The sequence below is a fragment of the Bacillus sp. URHA0034 genome (assembly GCF_056280405.1).
Genome location: NZ_JBWCDK010000002.1, coordinates 4,585,259 through 4,606,527 on the forward strand (window position 1 = coordinate 4,585,259; position 21,269 = coordinate 4,606,527).

The 21,269-nt window shown below is 39.8% G+C and carries 19 protein-coding genes; 16 read left to right on the top strand and 3 right to left on the bottom strand.

Annotated features, from left to right (window positions below):
* Positions 1-118 precede the first annotated feature (118 nt).
* The 3 genes from ACZ9EE_RS23995 to ACZ9EE_RS24005 all read left to right on the top strand — a co-directional run bounded on the left by ACZ9EE_RS23995 (position 119) and on the right by ACZ9EE_RS24005 (position 3,582).
* A complete protein-coding gene (locus ACZ9EE_RS23995; RefSeq protein WP_476031151.1) occupies positions 119-628 on the top strand; it encodes a helix-hairpin-helix domain-containing protein in 510 nt (169 codons plus the stop codon).
* Between the two features lie 73 nt (positions 629-701).
* Positions 702-1,154 carry a ComE operon protein 2 gene (locus ACZ9EE_RS24000; protein WP_476031152.1) on the top strand — a complete coding sequence of 151 codons (453 nt, stop codon included), beginning with the start codon at positions 702-704 and terminating at the stop codon, positions 1,152-1,154.
* Positions 1,155-1,254: 100 nt separating this feature from the next.
* Entirely contained in the window at positions 1,255-3,582 is a 2,328-nt protein-coding gene (locus tag ACZ9EE_RS24005; protein WP_476031153.1) for a DNA internalization-related competence protein ComEC/Rec2, read from the top strand.
* A gap of 122 nt (positions 3,583-3,704) precedes the next feature.
* Here the strand turns inward: ACZ9EE_RS24005 and ACZ9EE_RS24010 are convergent, their stop codons facing one another.
* On the bottom strand, positions 3,705-3,839 hold the full coding sequence (locus ACZ9EE_RS24010) for a YqzM family protein (RefSeq protein ID WP_476031154.1): 135 nt from the start codon (positions 3,837-3,839) through the stop codon (positions 3,705-3,707).
* Between the two features lie 305 nt (positions 3,840-4,144).
* Here ACZ9EE_RS24010 and holA point away from each other — a divergent pair, with 305 nt between their 5' ends.
* Positions 4,145-5,161: a DNA polymerase III subunit delta gene (gene holA / locus ACZ9EE_RS24015; RefSeq protein ID WP_476031155.1), complete on the top strand. Its 1,017-nt coding sequence runs from the start codon at positions 4,145-4,147 to the stop codon at positions 5,159-5,161.
* 97 nt (positions 5,162-5,258) lie between these two features.
* Here the strand turns inward: holA and rpsT are convergent, their stop codons facing one another.
* Positions 5,259-5,519, bottom strand: coding sequence for a 30S ribosomal protein S20 (gene rpsT / locus ACZ9EE_RS24020; protein WP_476031156.1), 261 nt, complete (start codon positions 5,517-5,519; stop codon positions 5,259-5,261).
* 212 nt (positions 5,520-5,731) lie between these two features.
* On the opposite strand from rpsT, the gene gpr reads away from it, so the two are divergent.
* The 12 genes from gpr (at position 5,732) to mtaB (ending at position 19,960) form a co-directional block, all read left to right on the top strand.
* On the top strand, positions 5,732-6,850 hold the full coding sequence (gene gpr / locus ACZ9EE_RS24025; protein ID WP_476031157.1) for a GPR endopeptidase: 1,119 nt from the start codon (positions 5,732-5,734) through the stop codon (positions 6,848-6,850).
* A 125-nt stretch (positions 6,851-6,975) separates the two neighbouring features.
* Complete coding sequence (gene spoIIP, locus ACZ9EE_RS24030) at positions 6,976-8,181, top strand: stage II sporulation protein P (protein ID WP_476031158.1); 1,206 nt, start codon at positions 6,976-6,978, stop codon at positions 8,179-8,181.
* Between the two features lie 17 nt (positions 8,182-8,198).
* Positions 8,199-8,525, top strand: coding sequence for a DUF3679 domain-containing protein (locus tag ACZ9EE_RS24035; RefSeq protein ID WP_476031159.1), 327 nt, complete (start codon positions 8,199-8,201; stop codon positions 8,523-8,525).
* A 206-nt stretch (positions 8,526-8,731) separates the two neighbouring features.
* Positions 8,732-10,567: a translation elongation factor 4 gene (gene lepA / locus ACZ9EE_RS24040; RefSeq protein WP_476031160.1), complete on the top strand. Its 1,836-nt coding sequence runs from the start codon at positions 8,732-8,734 to the stop codon at positions 10,565-10,567.
* A 73-nt stretch (positions 10,568-10,640) separates the two neighbouring features.
* Positions 10,641-11,780: a radical SAM family heme chaperone HemW gene (gene hemW / locus ACZ9EE_RS24045; RefSeq protein WP_476031161.1), complete on the top strand. Its 1,140-nt coding sequence runs from the start codon at positions 10,641-10,643 to the stop codon at positions 11,778-11,780.
* Positions 11,781-11,904: 124 nt separating this feature from the next.
* Positions 11,905-12,936 carry a heat-inducible transcriptional repressor HrcA gene (gene hrcA / locus ACZ9EE_RS24050; RefSeq protein ID WP_476031162.1) on the top strand — a complete coding sequence of 344 codons (1,032 nt, stop codon included), beginning with the start codon at positions 11,905-11,907 and terminating at the stop codon, positions 12,934-12,936.
* Positions 12,937-13,045: 109 nt separating this feature from the next.
* Positions 13,046-13,645 (top strand): nucleotide exchange factor GrpE, encoded by a 600-nt coding sequence (gene grpE / locus ACZ9EE_RS24055; protein ID WP_476031163.1) that lies wholly within the window; start codon positions 13,046-13,048, stop codon positions 13,643-13,645.
* Between the two features lie 28 nt (positions 13,646-13,673).
* Complete coding sequence (gene dnaK, locus ACZ9EE_RS24060; protein WP_476031164.1) at positions 13,674-15,500, top strand: molecular chaperone DnaK; 1,827 nt, start codon at positions 13,674-13,676, stop codon at positions 15,498-15,500.
* A gap of 136 nt (positions 15,501-15,636) precedes the next feature.
* A complete protein-coding gene (gene dnaJ / locus ACZ9EE_RS24065) occupies positions 15,637-16,779 on the top strand; it encodes a molecular chaperone DnaJ (protein WP_476031165.1) in 1,143 nt (380 codons plus the stop codon).
* A 17-nt stretch (positions 16,780-16,796) separates the two neighbouring features.
* Positions 16,797-17,738: a 50S ribosomal protein L11 methyltransferase gene (gene prmA, locus ACZ9EE_RS24070; protein WP_476031166.1), complete on the top strand. Its 942-nt coding sequence runs from the start codon at positions 16,797-16,799 to the stop codon at positions 17,736-17,738.
* Positions 17,739-17,830: 92 nt separating this feature from the next.
* Positions 17,831-18,580 (top strand): 16S rRNA (uracil(1498)-N(3))-methyltransferase, encoded by a 750-nt coding sequence (locus ACZ9EE_RS24075; protein WP_476031167.1) that lies wholly within the window; start codon positions 17,831-17,833, stop codon positions 18,578-18,580.
* A gap of 6 nt (positions 18,581-18,586) precedes the next feature.
* The gene (gene mtaB / locus ACZ9EE_RS24080; RefSeq protein ID WP_476031168.1) at positions 18,587-19,960 is read left to right on the top strand and encodes a tRNA (N(6)-L-threonylcarbamoyladenosine(37)-C(2))-methylthiotransferase MtaB; all 1,374 of its coding nucleotides are present in this window, start codon (positions 18,587-18,589) and stop codon (positions 19,958-19,960) included.
* A gap of 291 nt (positions 19,961-20,251) precedes the next feature.
* Here mtaB and ACZ9EE_RS24085 read toward each other — a convergent pair whose 3' ends face one another.
* Positions 20,252-21,145, bottom strand: coding sequence for a Na/Pi symporter (locus ACZ9EE_RS24085; RefSeq protein ID WP_476031169.1), 894 nt, complete (start codon positions 21,143-21,145; stop codon positions 20,252-20,254).
* Between the last annotated feature and the right edge of the window lie 124 nt (positions 21,146-21,269).

The following is a 21,269-nucleotide window of genomic DNA, read 5'->3' on the forward strand; positions in this document are numbered from 1 at the left end:
ACACAAGATTCATCTTACTATTGTACTATTGCTTGTTGGAGGAGGATTTTATTATTTTTATTTTCAGGGCCCTGAGGAGACTGCCCCATTGACTACCCTCAGTCAGGAGGATCAGGCCATGACTAAAGATGTGGAGACAGTAACCGAAAAGAAAGACACACCAGCTGCTAACCAGCCTGAAAATATCATGGTGGATGTAAAGGGACAAGTGACTCATCCAGGGGTTTATCAAGCTAACACTGGGGAGAGGGTCATTGACGTAATAGGGCGAGCAGGTGGATTAACGAAGCTGGCTGACCAAACACAAGTTAACTTTGCTGCGCATGTTGAGGATGAAATGGTCATTTACATACCAGGCAAGGGAGAAGAGGGAAGTACTTTACCACCATCAACCGTAACTGGCGGATCTGTTTCGAGTGATACGGGGCAAAAACAGGGGAAAATTAATATTAATAAAGCGGATGAACAAGAGCTCCAGAATCTCCCGGGGATTGGTCCTGCAAAGGCAGCAGCCATAATCGAATTCCGAAACACAAGCGGCCCATTTAAAACGATTGACGACTTAAAAAAAATAACTGGAATTGGGGATAAGACGTTTGAAAAGCTAAAGGATTTGATTGTAGTATAAAGAAACTTCCATTGACCTGAATAGACTTGTACCAGTAAACTTAAAAGAAAAGTATTGCAGGGAGTGGGGAAAGATGGAACGAATTTCTTGGGACCAATATTTTATGGCACAAAGCCATTTGCTCGCATTAAGAAGTACCTGTACAAGATTGACTGTTGGTGCAACTATTGTCAGAGATAAACGAATAATTGCCGGCGGCTATAATGGTTCTATTGCCGGCGGAGATCATTGTATTGACAAAGGGTGTTATGTGATCGACCATCATTGTATAAGGACGGTCCATGCTGAAATGAACGCATTATTGCAGTGTGCAAAGTTCGGTGTACCGACAGCTAATGCTGAAATTTACGTAACCCATTTTCCTTGTCTTCAATGCTGTAAGGCGATTATTCAGGCAGGGATTAAAACTGTCTATTATGCGGAGGATTATAAAAATCATCCCTATGCGATTGAACTGTTTGAACAGGCGCATGTAAAAATTGAAAAGGTTGAATTGAAAGAATCCATCATTCAACTAGGTAAATAATCTCCTCTAAAAGACGCCGGAAAATGACCGGCGTCTATCCTTAAATCGATAACTATTCCCCAGTATCTTTATCTACAAAATACAAAATCGGAGAAAAATAATGAGCGGAAAATATATTTTTATTGCTCTAGGTGCCTTCTTAGGTGTTTTATGTTCACTTGTTTCATTTTTTCCATTTTTTATAGTAACGTTTTTATTTCTTCTAACGTTAGCTAAATTTAAAAAGTTCAAACAAACCCAAATTGTCCTGATCATCCTGATAGGTTTTATTTTTTATCTTAAAGGAGAGTGGGCTAATGTCTATAATCACACGAAGCTTCCGTCAGCGAAAACGGATTTTTACGTAGAATATATCAAAGACCCAATTATTGATGGCGATCTATTAAAAGTACAAGCAAAGGAACGCCTCTATAATGAAAAAGTCCTGCTTCGTTATCAGATTAACTCAGAGGAAGAAAAACAGCTTCTGGAAAGTCAAAGCCCTTACGGCTGCCTTTGCCAGATCACAGGCACATTAAAGAAACCTGCAGCGGCTAAAAATCCGAATGGATTTAACTATCAGAGGTATTTGGCCACGAAAGGAATTTTTTGGATCATAGATCTTCAACAAAGCCCTCTTCATCATTGCAAACCGATTAAATCCTCTCCGTCCTCTTTCGTAAAACAGCTTCGTTTTACGGGAATTAACTACCTAGAAAAGAACTTCCCCGTGGAAATTGCGGGGTTGTCAGCAGCCTTAATATTTGGTGATACAAATATCCTTGACCCTGAATTGTTAAGTGACTACCAACGGACGGGCATCGTCCACTTATTGGCCATTTCCGGTCTTCATGTTTCTTTGTTCATTGGGACAATTTTTTATATCGGACTTAGATGTGGACTGACCAGACAGTTTATGACAAATTTTCTTTTAAGCCTCTTACCTGTTTACGTCCTATTAACAGGCAGTTCCCCCTCTGTTATCCGTTCTGCTCTAATGATTGCCCTGATTTTAATCGCTGAAAAATGGAAGCACCATCTAAGGCTTTTAACCATCGATTCCCTAAGTCTGGCCTTTCTCCTCTTTATCTTTGGATCACCTATGGTCATATTCGATATTGGCTTCCAGCTTTCCTTTTTAGTTAGTTTTGCGATCATTCTTGGTTCCCCCGGTATTCTTAAACAGTATCAAGGGAATGGAGCAAAGATGGCTGCCACCTCTGTCACAGCACAGCTGTCCGCGATGCCGCTTTTGCTTTACCACTATTTTGGACTTTCCTTTATAGGGATAGCGGCAAACCTTTTTTATATACCTCTATTTTCATTCGTTTATCTTCCAGCTGTATATGTCCTATTTATTATCCAACTACTGACTGGAACAACCCCAGGCATTCTAATCTTCCTCGTACAAAAGACGATTGAGTTATCCAATAAGCTGATTCAGGCTTTGGAAAATGTGCCCTTCACCAATTTTTACCCCGGAAGACCTCCCAACTTGATCACCATTCTTTATATTATCATAATCGCTTCAACCTTTTACTTATGGGAAAGGGGGGCTTATCCTAAAAAGAGGGTCCATATATTCGTTCTTGTTGCCATGCTTCTTTCCATTCAGCCTTGCTGGAATTGGTTGAATCCATATGGAGAGGTGACAATGATTGATGTAGGCCAGGGTGATAGTATTCTCATTCATTTTCCACATGGACGGGGCGACTATCTGATTGATACAGGCGGTTCAATGAATTTTGTAGAGGAAAGGTGGAAACAGCAGACCAGACCCTTTGAAGTTGGCCGGGATGTTGTTGTGCCTTTTTTAAAAGCGAAAGGTATTACAAAGATTGATAAATTAATTCTGACTCATGGAGACATGGATCATATTGGCGGTGCTAATTCCATACTTTCGGAGCTAAAGGTCAAGCAGATTTTAATGCCATCTGTTACTGAGCCTTCTGAAACAGAACAGCTGATAACAAAAGAAGCTGCGAGCAAAGGGATACCTGTTGTAAGAGTATCATCCGGAGATAATTGGCATCAAAATGAAAATAATTTTTATATTCTGTCACCTAAAAAAAACTTCACGGGTGAGCGAAATAGAGGTTCGATCGCCATCGTTGCAGGGATAGGTGGTCTTAGCTGGTTTTTCGGCGGGGATCTTGACCAAGAGGGGGAAGAGGCAATCATAAGACAGTATCCACATTTACGCATTGATGTGTTAAAAGCTGGCCACCATGGCAGTAAAACGTCTAGTGCTGAGGTGTTTATCAATCAAATTAAGCCAAAAGCGGCTCTCATTTCCGCGGGTGAACATAACCGTTTTGGACATCCGCATCAGGAAGTACTTCGTCGTTTGGCAGCCGTAAATGCAAAAATATACCGTACCGACCAGCAAGGGGCCATTACCTATCTTTTTTATCGTGGAAACGGAACCTTTTCAACCTATTTGCCATAAGGTATAGTAATTCAAGAAGAAAGCGAAAGCGCCCTGTTCGGCAGCTATAACCTATACTTGACTATTCTCATAAAAAAAAGACTGCAGCGTTGCAGCCTCTTTACTAAATTATGTAGCATTCATCAGGAACCAATTAGCTTAATGACTGTTGCAATAATAAAGATTATAGCAAAAAAGCCGAAAGAAACTCCAAAACCTACCCCAGAATCAATCGCATCATTACGTTTATTTTGCACGTCTTTTTCAAAATGATTCACGCTCTACCCCTCCTATTTTCAAGTATAGTATAAGCTATTCGTCTGAAAAAATCCAGCCTGCTATTTGCTTCTTCCTGTAATGACAAGAGTTGTCAAAATAGTTCGACTCGGGAAGGGCTACACTATAAGTAGAGGAACCCCGCCAGGCAATATAGATCCTAGGGCAAATATTGCTGGCGTTCAAATAGATTCGGGAATTGGCATTTGTTGGATAAACTGTGCTAATTCCCTTTAAGTACTTGTCAAAAGGTCCAAGCTTCTTTACGATAAGATATGAGTGAAAATTTAGGGGAGCGCTGGATAAAATGGTACTAGAGATATGGAGAAAAATTAAAAAAAAGGAAATAGCTCCTATTTATTTATTATATGGAACAGAAGCATTTTTAATCAATGAAACAAAACAATTACTTCTGGACCATATTCTAGACGAAGAAGAAAAGGACTTTAACTTTTCAGCTTATGACTTAGAAGAGACCCCAGTGGATTTCGCATTAGAGGACGCTGAGACCTTTCCTTTTTTGGGGGAGAAAAAGGTTGTTTTTTTACATAATCCCGTTTTCTTAACAGCAGAAAAAACGAAGGCAAAGGTAGAACACAACCTGGCAAAATTGGAAGCATACCTAAAAGAGCCTGCTCCATATACGGTGATGGTCATTTCGGCTCCATATGAAAAATTGGACGAAAGAAAAAAAATAACCAAAGAGATTAAACGCAGTGCTGAGTTAGTTGAGGCTAAAAAGTTATCTGAACATGAGTTAAAAAAATGGGTAAAAGATCGAGCAATAAGTAATAGGATCGAATTTGAGGAAAACGCGATTGACCAATTGCTTACCTTAGCAGGTACTAATATGTTTATGCTTGCCAGCGAGGTGGACAAATTGTCCTTATTCGCAGCTGAACAAAAGCGTATAGATAGCGGATTAGTAGAAAAATTGGTTGCTAGGACGCTGGAGCAAAATATTTTTACTCTTATTGAGAGAGTGGTCCAAAGAAGATTAGATGAAGCGTTACGGATTTATTATGACTTGTTAAAACAAAATGAAGAGCCGATTAAAATATTAGCGCTATTGTCTGGTCAATTTCGTCTAATCTATCAAGTTAAGGAGCTTTCAAGAAGGGGGTACGGGCAACAGCAAATTGCCGCCTATTTAAAAATTCATCCGTTTCGGGTAAAGCTTGCCCTTGGTCAGGCAGGAAGTTTTAGGGATGAAGAATTAGCTAACCTAATGGAGATGCTGGCAGAGGCTGATTACCAGATGAAAACCGGCGGAATGAATAAATCATTACTGATCGAAATGCTTTTATTCAGATTAAATAGGTAATAAGAAAAGCGAAAGCGCCTTGGTCAGGGCTAGGCGCTTTCGCTGGACAATAAAAAAAACGATTCCGAAGCGGAATCGTTTTTTTATACGCTTTTAATTAAAGAGCGTTAGACTTTTTCATTAGACGTGATTTTTTACGAGCAGCAGCGTTTTTGTGGATAAGACCTTTAGCAGCAGCTTTGTCTAATTTGCTAGCAGCAGCAACTAATGCTTCTTTAGCAGCAGCAGCATCGTTAACAGTAACAGCAGCTTCTACTTTTTTAACAGCCGTACGCATTGCAGATTTAGCAGTTGTATTTTGAGCATTACGAGCTTCAGTTGTTTTAACACGCTTAATTGCAGATTTAATGTTAGGCATTACATTCACCTCCTACAAAGAATCGAGACTTATATGAACTCGACTTTACATTCATCCATAATAATTCAGAACAAGAAGTATTTTATCAAACAGAAGGCTAGATTGCAATACACAATTCAAAGGTAAGAGAATTTAAAATGCATGTTTTACGGGCTTGAGGGCAAAAATAGGAAATAGTTTCTATTTAGGATTCTCTATTAGGGGTGGATTTCATGAATGAGTCTATTGATTTAAGCAAGTATTCGATACGAACGGATTTAGCAATTGAAGCCAGAGAAATGGTGCTTGCGGGAAGATCTGTCGGAGAAGAAGAGAACCTTTCGAAAATCGAAGGGGTCATTATTAAAGAAAAAGATGTGGAAGATATAAAAGTTTCTCTTGTCGAGGTAACAAGGCAGGGGGAAGAACAGCTGGGTAAAAAAGCAGGCAGATATTTGACGCTGGAGGTACAGGGGATTAGGCAGCAGAATTCCGAGGTTCAACAGAAGGTACAAGAAATTTTTGCTCGTGAGTTTGCCCACTTCCTAGCAGGATCTGGAATAAAAAAAACGGATTCGTGTCTAGTGGTAGGTTTGGGGAATTGGAATGTAACACCAGATGCGCTCGGTCCAATGGTGTGTGAAAATCTCTTGGTAACACGTCATCTATTCCAGCTCCAGCCAGAGAATGTTGAAGATGGGTATCGCTCAGTCAGTGCGTTATCACCAGGTGTGATGGGGCTGACTGGTATTGAAACAAGTGACATCATTTTCGGAGTGGTTGAAAAAACGAAGCCGGATTTCGTGATTGCCATTGATGCATTAGCATCACGATCGATTGAGAGAGTTAATTCAACGATCCAAATCTCTGATACCGGTATCCATCCTGGTTCAGGGGTCGGAAACAAAAGAAAGGAATTAAGTAAAGAGACCCTGGGAATTCCGGTTATCGCCATTGGGGTTCCAACTGTAGTAGACGCTGTTTCCATCACTAGTGATACGATTGATTTCATTCTAAAACATTTTGGAAAAGAGTTAAGGGAAGGAAATCGCCCTTCGAGAGCTCTTGCACCAGCAGGTATGACCTTTGGTGAAAAAAGAAAATTAACGGATGAGGATTTGCCAGAGGAAAAACATCGTAAGACCTTTTTAGGTATGATCGGCACACTTCCGGATGAGGAAAAAAGAAAACTAATCTACGAAGTCTTGTCGCCAATTGGTCATAATTTAATGGTCACGCCAAAAGAAGTGGATGTATTCATCGAGGATATGGCGAATCTTATTGCCAATGGATTAAATGCCTCGTTACATTCAGCGATTGATCAAGAAAATGCCGGATTTAATACAAGATAAGACAAACTAAAGGGGGGGCTGTTCTAGCAATAGCCCCTTTTTGTTCAACTATTAAAGTAATTATAGTTCTACCATTTCTAGTAAGGTCATAGTATTTACTAGAATCGTTTAAGCGAGGTGGAACTATGAAAAACACAAAAACATCAGGTACATTTTTAATTGTCCAAGGGACAAGCGTCCTGAAAATAGCAGCCGGACTCTCCCTATTTATTATATTGATTTTCTCTATCAGCGGGCTCTTAACGTCTTTAAAACCGCAATATAGACTAATGTCAACTTCCGTTAATCAAGCTGCTACAAATGTAAATGGTGAATTACTATACCAATTTATGGGCTGGGAAAATCATCATTTTTTAAAGGTAGGGAATCGCTGGGTGACGACACCAAAGCTGACCAATTTGATTTTTACTCTATCAAGCAATATCAATCTAAATGACCCGCGCAGCCTTCTTGGCAGGGAACTTCCGGGTTTTTACCAATTTGACGGAAAAATCCTTGTGGCTGGGGAGGGGACAAACTATACAAATATGCCAGTTGAGTCAGCGCCGCCAATTGAAACAATGAAAGATGAACGAGAAGCAGCCTTACAAAATCTAGAAGGATTGGACAAGCCAACGGATGAAAATTCCTCACCAGCACCAGGTCAAACAACCGGAGGGAGGAAGGTTGTCTATGTTTACTTCTCTCATAATCGCGAATCCTATCTTCCATACCTTAAAGGAGTATCTAACCCTGATTTAGCGTATCACTCGCAAATAAATGTGACGAAGATTGGCGACCAATTAAAAATCAGCTTGGCTGACAGAGGAATTGGCAGTTATATAGATAAGACAGACATTCAAGCGGAATTAAATAAAAAAGGCTGGAAATTCTGGAAGTCCTATGATGAATCGCGTACCGTTGTTCAAACGGCGATGGCCGGTAATCATGATTTGCATTATTTTATTGATATTCATCGCGATTCACAACGAAAGGACAAAACAACGGTTACGATTAATGGAAAGTCCTATGCGAAGGTTGCATTTATTATCGGTGGGAAAAATCCAAACTACGAAAAAAATGCAAAATTGGCAAAAGAACTTCATGACCGGCTTCAGAAAAAATATAAAGGTTTAAGCAGGGGAGTCATTATCAAAAATGCTGCCGGATCCAATAGTATATATAATCAGAACCTATCGGAAAATGCGATCCTGATGGAATTTGGCGGGGTAGATAACACATTTGAAGAATTAAACCGCTCAGCTGATGCACTCGCCGATGTGTTTAGTGATTTCTATTGGCAGGCCGAAAAAGTAAATCAGGATACACAGCAGCCGACCAATAAACAATAGTAGTTAGGAGCATTTTTATGAAGATGTTTATGTTTAAAAGCTTCTGTCTAGCTGCTCTACTGTTAATTGCTGTTCTATCAGGTATGCAATTGGCAAATAATGGGATTCAAAAAATGAAAGGCTATGACGATCCTAACCTAGAAACAGCTGTCAGCATTCATGAAAAGGGTCATAATGTCAGGGCCTCGTTCCTTGGAAAAGAGATTTCCAGCCACGATATTGAAGCAAAGAAGAAAAAGTTAGAGGAAATAAGCGCCTTTAATTTCTTTTCTTCAATGGGTAGAAAAATGTCGGATGGGATCTCGGGGGCTTCGGAAAAATTAATTGACCTCATTGCGGATTAGGGTAAGGCGGCAGAAATTTGTGCCGTCTTTCATTTTGTTATCTGAGGAAAATTATTATGTCATGAGCTGCTTGCAAACGTATCATTTATCGTAGCTCTCCAATCAGAGCAAAAATGGGGGAGCATCATTCTGTATTGAATCTTGTTAGCCCTACTGATATAATCAAAAATAGTGTACATGTGCGAGTATAGTAGGAGTGGAAGACCATGAACAGAGAAGAAAGACTTAAACGACAATCAAAAATTAGAAATTTTTCTATTATTGCCCATATTGACCATGGGAAATCAACTTTAGCTGACCGAATTCTCGAAAAAACCAATGCATTATCCTCTCGAGAAATGAAAGAGCAGCTGTTGGACTCAATGGATTTAGAAAGAGAACGTGGAATTACGATCAAGTTAAATGCCGTACAACTAAAATACAGAGCAAAAGATGGGGAAGATTATACTTTCCATTTAATAGATACTCCGGGACATGTCGACTTTACGTATGAAGTTTCAAGAAGTCTAGCAGCCTGCGAAGGGGCTATTTTAGTGGTAGACGCTGCACAGGGAATTGAAGCACAAACACTAGCAAACGTGTACCTAGCCCTGGATAATGATCTTGAAATTTTACCTGTTATTAATAAAATTGACCTGCCAAGTGCCGAACCGGAAAGGGTCCGCGGCGAAATCGAGGAAGTCATCGGCCTGGATGCCTCAGAAGCAGTTCTTGCATCTGCGAAGGCAGGCATTGGGATTGAAGAGATACTCGAACAGGTTGTGGAAAAGGTTCCTGCTCCAACTGGTGATCCCGAAGCGCCATTAAAAGCCTTAATTTTTGACTCTCTATATGATGCCTACCGCGGTGTTGTTGCTTATATCCGTGTCGTTGAAGGCAGGGTCAAAGTTGGTGATAAAATTAAGATGATGGCTACTGGGGCAGAATTTGAGGTAAACGAAGTAGGTGTGTTCACACCTAAAGCGGTGATGCGTGATGAGTTGTCTGTTGGGGATGTTGGTTTCCTGACAGCTTCTATTAAAAATGTGGGGGATACACGTGTTGGTGATACTATTACCAACGCAAAAAATGGTGCAACTGAACCTCTCCCAGGATATCGTAAATTAAATCCAATGGTATACTGCGGGCTTTACCCAATTGATACAGCCAGATTTAATGATCTCCGTGAAGCTTTAGAAAAACTCCAATTGAATGATTCTGCACTTCAATTTGAGCCGGAAACATCTCAAGCACTCGGTTTTGGTTTCCGTTGTGGCTTCCTTGGCCTTCTTCATATGGAAATTATCCAAGAACGGATTGAGCGTGAATTTAAAATTGATTTAATTACAACGGCACCAAGTGTTATCTACCATGTCCATTTAACGGATGGATCTCAACTAAATGTCGACAATCCATCTGATATGCCAGACCCGCAAAAAATCGATCGCGTCGAAGAGCCATATGTGAAGGCAACGATGATGGCTCCAAATGACTATGTGGGTGCTATTATGGAGCTTTGCCAATTAAAGCGCGGAATCTTTATTGATATGCAATACCAAGGTGAAAATCGGGTCAGCATTGTTTATCAAATTCCACTAGCTGAAATTGTCTATGATTTCTTTGATCAATTGAAATCGAGTACGAGAGGCTATGCTTCATTTGATTACGAGTTAATTGGTTATCAACCATCAAGTCTGGTTAAAATGGATATATTACTGAATGCCGAAAAAGTAGATGCATTGAGTTTTATTGTTCATAAGGACTTTGCCTATGACCGAGGCAAGATTATTGTTGAGAAACTGAAGGAACTAATTCCAAGACAACAGTTCGAGGTGCCGATTCAAGCGGCAATCGGGCAAAAAATAGTAGCGCGTTCCACAATTAAAGCAATGCGTAAAAACGTATTAGCTAAATGTTATGGCGGGGATATCTCCCGTAAACGTAAATTGTTAGAGAAGCAAAAAGAAGGTAAAAAACGGATGAAACAAGTAGGTTCTGTTGAAGTACCACAAGAAGCGTTTATGGCCGTATTGAAAATGGACGATAACAATACGAAAAAATAAAAACTTAAGGGGTTAGGGATTGCCTAAGGCAGGTTCTCCTAGCCTCTTTTTATTACAGAATAGAGGAAGAAACATGATTAAAGCAGCATACCTCCATATCCCTTTTTGTGAGCATATTTGCCACTATTGTGATTTTAACAAAGTCTTTTTAAAGGGCCAGCCTGTTGATGATTATATAAAAGCACTTGACCAGGAAATGAAACTCACGCTTAGTGAATTTCCAACCGATTCACTAGACACCATTTTTGTTGGGGGCGGGACACCTACTTCATTAAATGAACAACAGCTCTACACTTTTTGTGAAAGTATTCATACAAACCTGCCGAAAAGTGAAAAGCTAGAGTTTACGTTTGAAGCCAATCCTGGTGATTTAACAAAAGAGAAATTACAAATATTAAGAGATGCTGGGGTTAACCGAATAAGTCTTGGGGTACAAACCTTCAATGACGAGCTCTTGAAAAAGATCGGCCGTGTCCACCAAGCAAAGGATGTTTACCAAACAGTTGATCAGGCCAAAAAGGTTGGTTTTGAAAATATCAGTATTGATTTGATTTTTAGCTTACCGACTCAAACTGTTCAGGATTTTAAAGATTCCTTAACGGAGGCTTTTTCACTTGATATCCCTCACTACTCTGCTTACTCGCTAATTATCGAGCCTAAAACTATTTTTTATAATTTATTAAAAAAGGGTAAGCTGCCGACACCCGGAGAAGATGTCGAAGCGAGCATGTATGAACTGTTGATGGAAGAAATGGAAAAACACGGTTTTAATCAATACGAAATCAGTAATTTTTCAAAACCAGGATATGAAAGCCAGCATAATTTAACCTATTGGAATAATGAGTATTACTATGGGTTTGGTGCAGGGGCTCACAGTTATGTCAACGGACGGAGACGATCCAATTCAGGCCCATTACGAAAGTATATCGATCAACTCAATAATCATTTGCTGCCGATTTTTGAAGACCATCAGGTTACAAAAGCAGAGCAGATGGAGGAAGAAATGTTTCTAGGGCTCAGAAAATCAGAAGGTGTCTCCATTTCTAATTTTTATGAAAAGTTTGCCAGAGATCCTTTAAAATTATTTGCAAATGAACTTACGGATTTAAGGGCTAAACAATGGATAGAAGTGCAGAACGATAATATATATTTAACTAAACAGGGGCGCTTGTTGGGCAACGAAGTATTTCAAGCCTTTTTGGGAGTGATTTAAAGTAAAGCTTTATTCGGATGTGTCATTTTTCGTTCTTTTTAATTGACACCATCCCACCTTTTTTGATAATTTATTAATATAATTAGCACTCGTTAACAAAGAGTGCTAACAGAGGTGATGAAAGTTGCTAACAGATCGTCAGTTGTTGATTCTTCAGGTAATTGTTGATGACTTTATTCGATCTGCCCAACCAGTCGGCTCAAGAAGTTTGTCGAAAAAAGAGGAAATTTCCTTTAGTTCCGCTACCATTCGAAATGAAATGGCCGACCTTGAAGAGTTGGGGTATATCGAAAAGACACATACCTCGTCAGGACGTGTGCCTTCTGAAAAGGGATACCGGTATTATGTGGATCATTTAATCTCGCCTCAAGCATTAAATAAGCAAGATATCTCGATCATTCAATCGATTTTTGCTGAAAGGATCTTTGAGTTTGAAGCAATCATTCAAAAATCTGCTAAGATCCTATCAGAGCTAACTAATTATACATCCATCGTTCTAGGACCAGCTGTTAGTATAAATAAGTTAAAGAAAATACAAATTATTCCTTTAAATAGGGAGTCAGCAGTCGCTATTTTTGTAACGGATACAGGTCATGTGGAAAACAGGACTTTTTCGTTACCGGATATGGTGGATGCGAGTGATATCGAAAAAACGGTGAATATCCTTAATGACCGTTTATCAGGCGTACCGCTAGAAGATTTAAATGATAAGATTTATAAGGAAGTTGCGATGCTATTACGGCAGCATATCCATAATTACGATTTAATGCTTCATATGATTGCTGAATCATTTAAAATGCCGGTATCGGAGAAGCTTTTCTTTGGTGGGAAAACCAATATGTTAAGCCAGCCGGAATTTCACGATATCACCAAAATCCGCAGTTTATTGACCATGATTGATCAAGAGGAATGGATTTATAATTTAATCCGAAACGAGTCTGCTGGTATCCATGTTAAAATTGGCCGGGAAAATAATATTAGTGCGATGGATAATTGCAGTTTAATCACTGCTTCTTATTCTGTGGGTGTTGAAAAACTAGGTACCATTGCAATATTAGGACCTACAAGAATGGAATATTCGCGTGTAATCAGCTTGCTTCAATTTTTAAGCAGGGATTTAACAGCCGTTTTAACTAAATTGTATCAAAGTAACTAGTGCTGGTAATATTGAGTAAGGGTGAAATGCCTTTTCGAGGCACCCCCTTTTCCTTGTAATATATCAGTTACGATAAATTGTTATGAATCCTTTAAGGGAGGTGAGTAAGTTGACGAAAGAACAAAATAATACCATCAATGAAGAAGTTGAAATTGAGAATAATGAACAAGTTGAACTTACTGAAGGAAATACAGGTGAACCTATTGTTGGTGAAAGTGAACCAACAAATGTGACTGAGTCTAATCCACTCGATGAATACCTGCAAGAAATCGAGCAGCTTAGAGCTAAGTTAGAGGAAGCTGACAATCGAATCTTAAGACTTCAGGCAGACTTTGATAATTTCCGCCGCCGTACTAGAATAGACCAAGAGGCGAGCGAAAAATATAGAGCTCAAAAATTAATCACCGATCTACTGCCGGCATTAGATAACTTTGAAAGAGCCATGAAAGTAGAAGCCGATAATGAACAGACTCGGGTCTTACTACAAGGAATGGATATGGTTTACCGCAGTATGGTTGATGCACTGAAAAAAGAGGGTGTTGAACCTATTGAGGCTGTCGGCAAAGAGTTTGATCCGCACCTTCATCAAGCAGTTATGCAGGGAGAAGATGAGAATTATGGAGCAAACGTTGTTACTGATGAGTTTCAAAAAGGTTATTTATTAAAGGATCGAGTTATTCGCCCTTCAATGGTTAAAGTAAATCAATAATCTACATATTTATTAGGAGGAAAAGGCAATGAGTAAAATAATTGGTATTGACCTTGGAACAACAAACTCTTGTGTATCTGTTCTAGAAGGTGGAGAACCAAAAGTAATTCCAAATCCCGAAGGAAACCGTACAACTCCTTCTGTTATTGCGTTTAAGAACGGTGAACGCCAAGTAGGGGAAGTGGCAAAACGTCAAGCGATCACAAACCCAAATACGATTATCTCTATTAAGCGCCACATGGGTACAAATTATAAAGTGAATATTGAAGGAAAGGACTACACTCCACAAGAGCTATCGGCTATTATTCTTCAATATTTAAAATCATATGCTGAAGATTATTTAGGTGAGCCAGTAACAAAAGCAGTTATTACTGTACCAGCTTACTTTAACGATGCAGAGCGGCAAGCAACAAAGGATGCCGGCAGAATTGCGGGTCTAGAAGTAGAACGTATTATTAATGAACCAACAGCAGCTGCGCTTGCTTATGGTTTAGATAAAACGGACCAGGACCAAACTATTCTTGTTTATGACCTTGGCGGTGGTACGTTTGACGTTTCCATCCTCGAATTAGGTGATGGTGTATTCGAAGTTAAAGCAACTGCAGGGGATAACCGTCTTGGCGGCGACGACTTTGACCAAGTTATTATTGATTATTTGGTAGAACAATTTAAAAAGGAAAATGGCATTGACCTTTCTCAAGATAAGATGGCACTTCAACGTTTGAAAGATGCAGCTGAAAAAGCGAAAAAAGATTTATCAGGTGTCACTACCACTCAAATTTCTTTACCATTTATCACTGCTGGTGCGGCTGGTCCGCTTCACCTTGAAGTATCATTGACAAGAGCAAAATTTGATGAAATTTCTGCTAACCTTGTTGAACGTACAATGGGACCAGTTCGTCAAGCATTAAGTGATGCAGGTTTAACAGCATCACAAATTGATAAAGTAATCCTTGTTGGTGGTTCTACTAGAATCCCTGCTGTTCAAGAAGCAATTAAGAAAGCAACTGGCCAAGAGCCTCACCGTGGTGTAAACCCTGATGAAGTGGTTGCAATGGGAGCTGCTATTCAAGGTGGAGTTATTACAGGAGACGTTAAGGATGTTGTATTACTAGATGTAACTCCATTATCACTTGGAATTGAAACAATGGGCGGTGTATTTACGAAACTTATCGATCGTAATACAACCATTCCAACATCAAAATCACAAGTATTCTCAACTGCTGCAGATAATCAAACTGCTGTTGATATTCATGTATTACAAGGTGAACGTCCGATGGCAGCAAATAACAAAACTCTTGGTCGTTTCCAATTATCTGATATTCCGCCAGCACCTCGTGGAATTCCACAAATCGAGGTTACGTTCGATATCGATAAAAACGGTATTGTGAATGTACGTGCGAAAGATCTTGGCACAAATAAAGAACAGCAAATTACCATTAAGTCTTCAACAGGTCTTTCTGATGAAGAAATTCAAAAAATGGTTAGAGAAGCTGAAGAAAATGCAGAAGCAGATAAACAACGCAAGGAAGAAGTTGAACTTCGCAACGAGGCTGACCAGCTAGTGTTTACAACAGAAAAAACATTAAAAGACCTAGAAGGTAAAGTGGATGCTTCAGAAGTTGCAAATGCAAACGAAGCAAAAGATGCCTTAAAGCAAGCCATTGAGAAAAACGACTTAAATGAAATCCGTGCGAAAAAAGATGCCCTGCAGGAAATTGTTCAAGCATTAACCGTTAAGCTTTATGAACAAGCAGCTCAAGCACAACAAGGTGCCCAAGATGCCGGTGCTGCTGGTCCAAAAGATGACAATGTTGTCGATGCAGAATTTGAGGAAGTAAAAGAAGATAAATAAGTAATTAAAATCTAAAGTAATTTTTATTCTTGCAAAAAAGTCAAAGTCAAAGTATTCGGCTTTGGCTTTTTTATTGCAATACCCATCTAATGGGTGTTAGAATAATCTTTATGTGACAGATTCGGGAGTGGTAATCATGAGTAAACGGGATTACTATGAAGTACTAGGTGTTAGTAAAAGTGCTTCTAAGGATGAAATAAAAAAGGCCTATCGAAAGTTATCTAAACAATATCATCCAGATATTAATAAAGAGCCTGATGCAGCTGAAAAATTTAAAGAAATTGCCGAAGCATATGAAGTGCTAAGCGATGACCAAAAAAAGGCCCACTATGACCAGTTCGGCCATACAGATCCAAACCAAGGCTTCGGAGGCTTTGGTGGCGGTGGTGACTTTGGCGGCGGTTTTGGAGGGTTTGAAGATATCTTTAATACCTTCTTCGGCGGTGGCGGCGGAGGTTCAAGAAGACGTGACCCGAATGCCCCTAGACAAGGTGCTGATTTGCAATATACGATGACGGTATCATTTGAAGAAGCGGCGTTTGGTAAAGAAACAGATATAGAAATTCCTAGAGAAGAAACATGCGAAACTTGTCATGGCTCCGGTGCTAAACCTGGCACTCAACCAGAGACTTGCCAGCATTGTCATGGTACAGGACAGTTAAATGTGGAACAGAACACTCCATTTGGCAGAATTGTTAACCGTCGGACATGTCATCATTGTAATGGTACAGGTAAAGAGATTAAACATAAATGTTCAACATGCGGCGGAAGAGGAAAAGTTCAAAAGCGCAAAAAAATTCATGTTAAGATTCCTGCAGGTATTGATGATGGACAACAACTGCGCATGTCTGGTCAGGGTGAAGCTGGAGCAAACGGCGGTCCGTCCGGCGATCTTTACGTGGTATTCCAAGTTCGTCCGCATGAGTTTTTTGAACGCGACGGCGATGATATTTATTGTGAGATGCCAATTACATTTGTTCAAGCTTCCTTGGGTGATGAAATTGAAGTTCCAGCCTTAAAAGGCAAAGTGAAGCTTAAAATTCCTGCTGGTACACAAACAGGTAAAAAATTCCGCCTGAAAGGGAAAGGGATACCAAACGTTCGTGGATATGGTGTAGGAGATCAGTATATAATAGTCCGTATTATTACTCCAACGAAGCTGTCGGATAAACAAAAACAGCTTCTTAAAGAATTCGCGGATATTAGTGGTTCCTCACCAATCGGTGAACACGAAGAAAGTTTTTTCTCAAAAGTAAAAAGAGCTTTTAAAAGCGAGTAAGGATGGAGTTGGTAGAGATGAAGTGGTCAGAAATTAGTATCCACACAACAAACGAGGCGATCGAACCTATCTCAAATATTTTACATGAAGCCGGGGCGAGCGGTGTAGTTATAGAGGATCCCTTTGAATTGACGAAAGAAAGGGAAGATCAATTCGGAGAAATCTACCAACTTAATCCAGATGATTATCCCGAAGAGGGCGTTATCGTAAAAGCCTATTTACCTGTAAACAGTTTCCTGGGAGAAACGGTAGATGCGATCAAAGAATCCATTAACGATCTGATCCTCCATGATATTGATTTAGGATTAAATAAGGTAACCATAAGTGAAGTAAATGAAGAAGAATGGGCCACAGCGTGGAAAAAGTATTATAATCCAGTAAAAATATCAGAAAAATTCACGATTGTGCCAACATGGGAGATTTACGAACCTGTCAGCAGTGATGAGTTAATTATCGAATTGGACCCTGGTATGGCCTTTGGGACAGGAACGCATCCAACAACGGTTATGTGTATCCAAGCATTAGAAAAGACCGTGCTGCCTGGTGATCGGGTAATTGATGTTGGGACTGGTTCAGGAGTACTTAGTATCGCAGCTGCTATGCTGGGGGCGGAAGACGTAAGGGCTTATGATCTTGATGAAGTGGCAGTTTCATCCGCGAAGCTTAATATTAAGTTGAATAAGGTCAATCAAAGCGTTGTGGTTGCACAAAACAATCTTTTAGATGGTGTAGAAGAAAATTCCGCTGATGTTATTGTTGCAAACATATTAGCAGAAGTTATTCTACGATTCACGGATGATGTTGCTCGAGTCGTCAAACCGGGAGGCTCGTTTATAGCATCTGGAATTATCCAGCCTAAAAAAGATTTAGTAAAAGATGCACTAATTGATTCGGGTTTTGAAATCGTTGAAACGATTCTCATGGAAGATTGGGTTGCAATTATTGCAAAAAGGAAATAATGGCTGAAAAGGGGTGGAAAAACCCCTTTTTATTTTCCTTACTTCTTCAAAGTAGTAGAATAAGGAGTAAAATGTTAAGAGAGGTGCAATGTATGCAACGCTACTTTGTTCAACATCAAGCAAGTGATAATCGATTTTTTATCGATGAAGAGGACCGACACCACATTGTAAAGGTCATGAGGATGCAAATCGGTGATCAAATTATTTGCGTTGATCCAATGGGTAAACAGGCTGTTTGTAAGCTTTCAGAAATTACCAATTCAAGTGTCGTTGCAGACGTTGTACAATGGATAGATGACAGTCCCGAGCTTCCCATTTCGATCACAATAGCAAGCGGGTTACCCAAAGGGGACAAGCTAGAGTGGATTATTCAAAAAGGGACGGAATTAGGTGCCCGGCAGTTCCTTCCCTTTTCTGCTGCCCGCTCGGTTGTAAAATGGGATGAAAAAAAGGCGGCTAAAAAAATAGATAGATGGCAAAAAATTGCTAAGGAAGCGGCGGAACAATCCCACCGGACTATATTACCAACAATTATTAATCCGATGTCCTTTAAAGAGCTGCTTAAAATGAGCGGTGACTTTGATTATAAATTAGCAGCATATGAGGAAGAAAGCAGACAAGGAGAAACCTCGGTGCTTTCGTCTACATTAAAAAAGATAAAAAGTGGCGAAACCCTCCTGTTGGTTTTTGGACCAGAAGGCGGCCTAGCTGAGGAAGAAATTCAGCTATTAAAGGAATATGGGTTTGGGCTTTGCGGTTTAGGACCGCGGATTTTAAGAACGGAAACGGCCCCATTATATTCACTTGCGGCTATTTCCTATCATTTTGAACTATTGAGGTGAGATTAAATGGCAACAGTTGCGTTTCATACACTAGGATGTAAGGTGAATCATTATGAAACAGAAGCCATTTGGCAGTTGTTTAAACAAGAAGGTTATGAGCGGGTTGATTTTGAATCAATTTCCGATGTCTATATTATTAATACTTGTACCGTTACAAATACAGGCGATAAAAAAAGCCGTCAAGTTATCCGGCGTGCTGTCCGAAAAAACCCAGATGCAGTTATCTGTGTAACTGGATGCTATGCTCAAACTTCTCCAGCAGAAATTATGGCGATTCCTGGAGTTGATATTGTAGTTGGTACCCAGGACCGTGTAAAAATGCTGGATTATATTGAACAATTTAAAACAGAACGTCAGCCAATTAATGGCGTAGGGAATATCATGAAAAATCGAGTGTATGAAGAGCTTGATGTTCCAGCATTTACGGACAGAACGCGTGCATCCTTGAAAATTCAAGAAGGCTGCAATAATTTTTGTACGTTTTGTATCATACCTTGGGCACGAGGGCTGATGAGATCCCGTGACCCTAAGGAAGTCATTCATCAGGCCCAGCAGCTTGTGGATGCCGGTTATAAGGAAATTGTCTTAACTGGTATTCATACTGGCGGTTATGGTGAAGACATGAAAGATTATAATCTTGCTGCATTGCTTCGTGATTTAGAAGCAAGTGTAAAAGGCCTAGAAAGATTGCGGATTTCATCGATTGAAGCTAGTCAAATTACGGATGAAGTGATTGAAGTAATTGAACATTCCAATCTCATTGTTCGTCATCTGCATATTCCAATTCAATCCGGTTCTAATACTGTTTTAAAACGTATGCGTCGTAAATATACAATGGAATTTTTTGCGGAACGGTTAGAGCGTCTTAAGGAAGTACTCCCAGGACTAGCTGTCACATCGGATGTCATTGTTGGTTTCCCTGGAGAAACAGAAGAAGAATTTATGGAAACCTACAACTTTATTAAAGACCATAAATTTTCAGAACTCCATGTATTCCCATATTCTAAACGAACTGGTACTCCTGCTGCGAGAATGGAGGATCAAGTAGATGAGGAAGTCAAAAATGAGCGTGTTCACCGCTTAATTTCTCTTTCGGATCAACTTGCCAAGGAATATGCGTCCCTTTTTGAAGGTGATGTATTGGAGGTAATTCCTGAAGAGGAATACAAAGAAGAAGCGAATACCGGACTGTATGTGGGGTACTCTGATAACTATTTAAAAGTGGTCTTCCCTGCAACGGAAGCTATGGTTGGTAAGATCGTTAAAGTCAAAATTACTAAAGCCGGTTACCCTTATAATAAAGGGCAATTTGTCAAAGTGGTAGAAGATTCGGTAATAGTGAGAGAAGATGTTTTTAATAAGGAAGAAGCAGCCATTTAAGAAAAAAGAGGCTGATCCAAAAGGTGACTGATGAATAACTTTTGCACACTCTGTTGATTGGAGCGGAAGGCGGCGAAGACTCCTGCGGGAGTACGGGACAGGGGAGACCCCGCAGGCGCTTTCAGCGCCGAGGAGGCTCCCCGGCACGCCCGCGGAAAGCGAAGCCGCCTGGAGCGGAAATCAACAGACTTAAAAAAGAAGGTGACCCTAAAAGTTTTACTTTTGGGACACCTTCTTTTTTTGTGTTAAATGGTTTTTTTAGGTGCTCTATCGTGTAAAAAGAGAATCATTTCAACCAAATTTAGTGGCGAATGGTAAGACGATTACAGAGGTTGCAACATTAAAAATAACACTAATATGTGCAAGCTGAATATCTGTTTGACTTGCAAGAAGTTCTGCATTCCTTGTTAAAAAAGGAATCAGTGGAATAAATAATAATACACCAAATACATTGAGCCAAACATGGGCAAATGCCGCCAGTCTTGATTCTCTGCCGCCTCCTATCGATGCAATTACAGCTGTAATACAGGTCCCGATGTTTGCCCCGAGAACTATCGCAATTCCGGCATCAAGCTGGAGCAGTCCGGCTGTTAAAAATCCCATGGCAATTCCAGTCATTGCAGTACTAGATTGGATAATTGAGGTGATAACTGTTCCTGTAAGCAGGCTTAAGGCAATATTATCATTCATAGACAAGATAAATTTGCTGATAAACGGCATGCCTGTAAGAGGCTGGGCAAGTAATTCAAAACCTTTCATTGCCGTGAACACGGAGGCGATTCCAAAAAGCAGCATCCCGATGCTTCTTGCCTTTTTATTCTTCAATAAAATAAGCAATGCGCCACTGACAGCTAAGGGTACAAGAATTTTATCTATGTCAAACGTAATTAATTCTGTTTTAAAGGTCGTTCCAATATTTGTTCCGAGAATGATGCCAATCGATTGAGGAAATGTCATGATCCTCGCAGAAATTAATCCGATTGTAATAACCATAACGGCCGTGCTGCTTTGTAATAAGGCAGTAATAAACGTACCTGTTAACATTCCTTTTAAAGGTGTACTGGTTAATTTAATTAACCATGTTTTTAATTTATTGGCTGACAAATTAAACAGACCAAATCTTATAATTGTCATTCCAAAGATAAATAATAAAATACAAAGTATAAATAATAGGATGTATAGCATATGCTTGGCCCCCTCCCTTCATTGTATGACAGCGGCTGGAGGGACATGCCAATTAATTAGACAAGCATTTTGATCATGTTTTACGTTTATTGTGTGAATTTAAGTTGACTCTTGTATCAAGGTT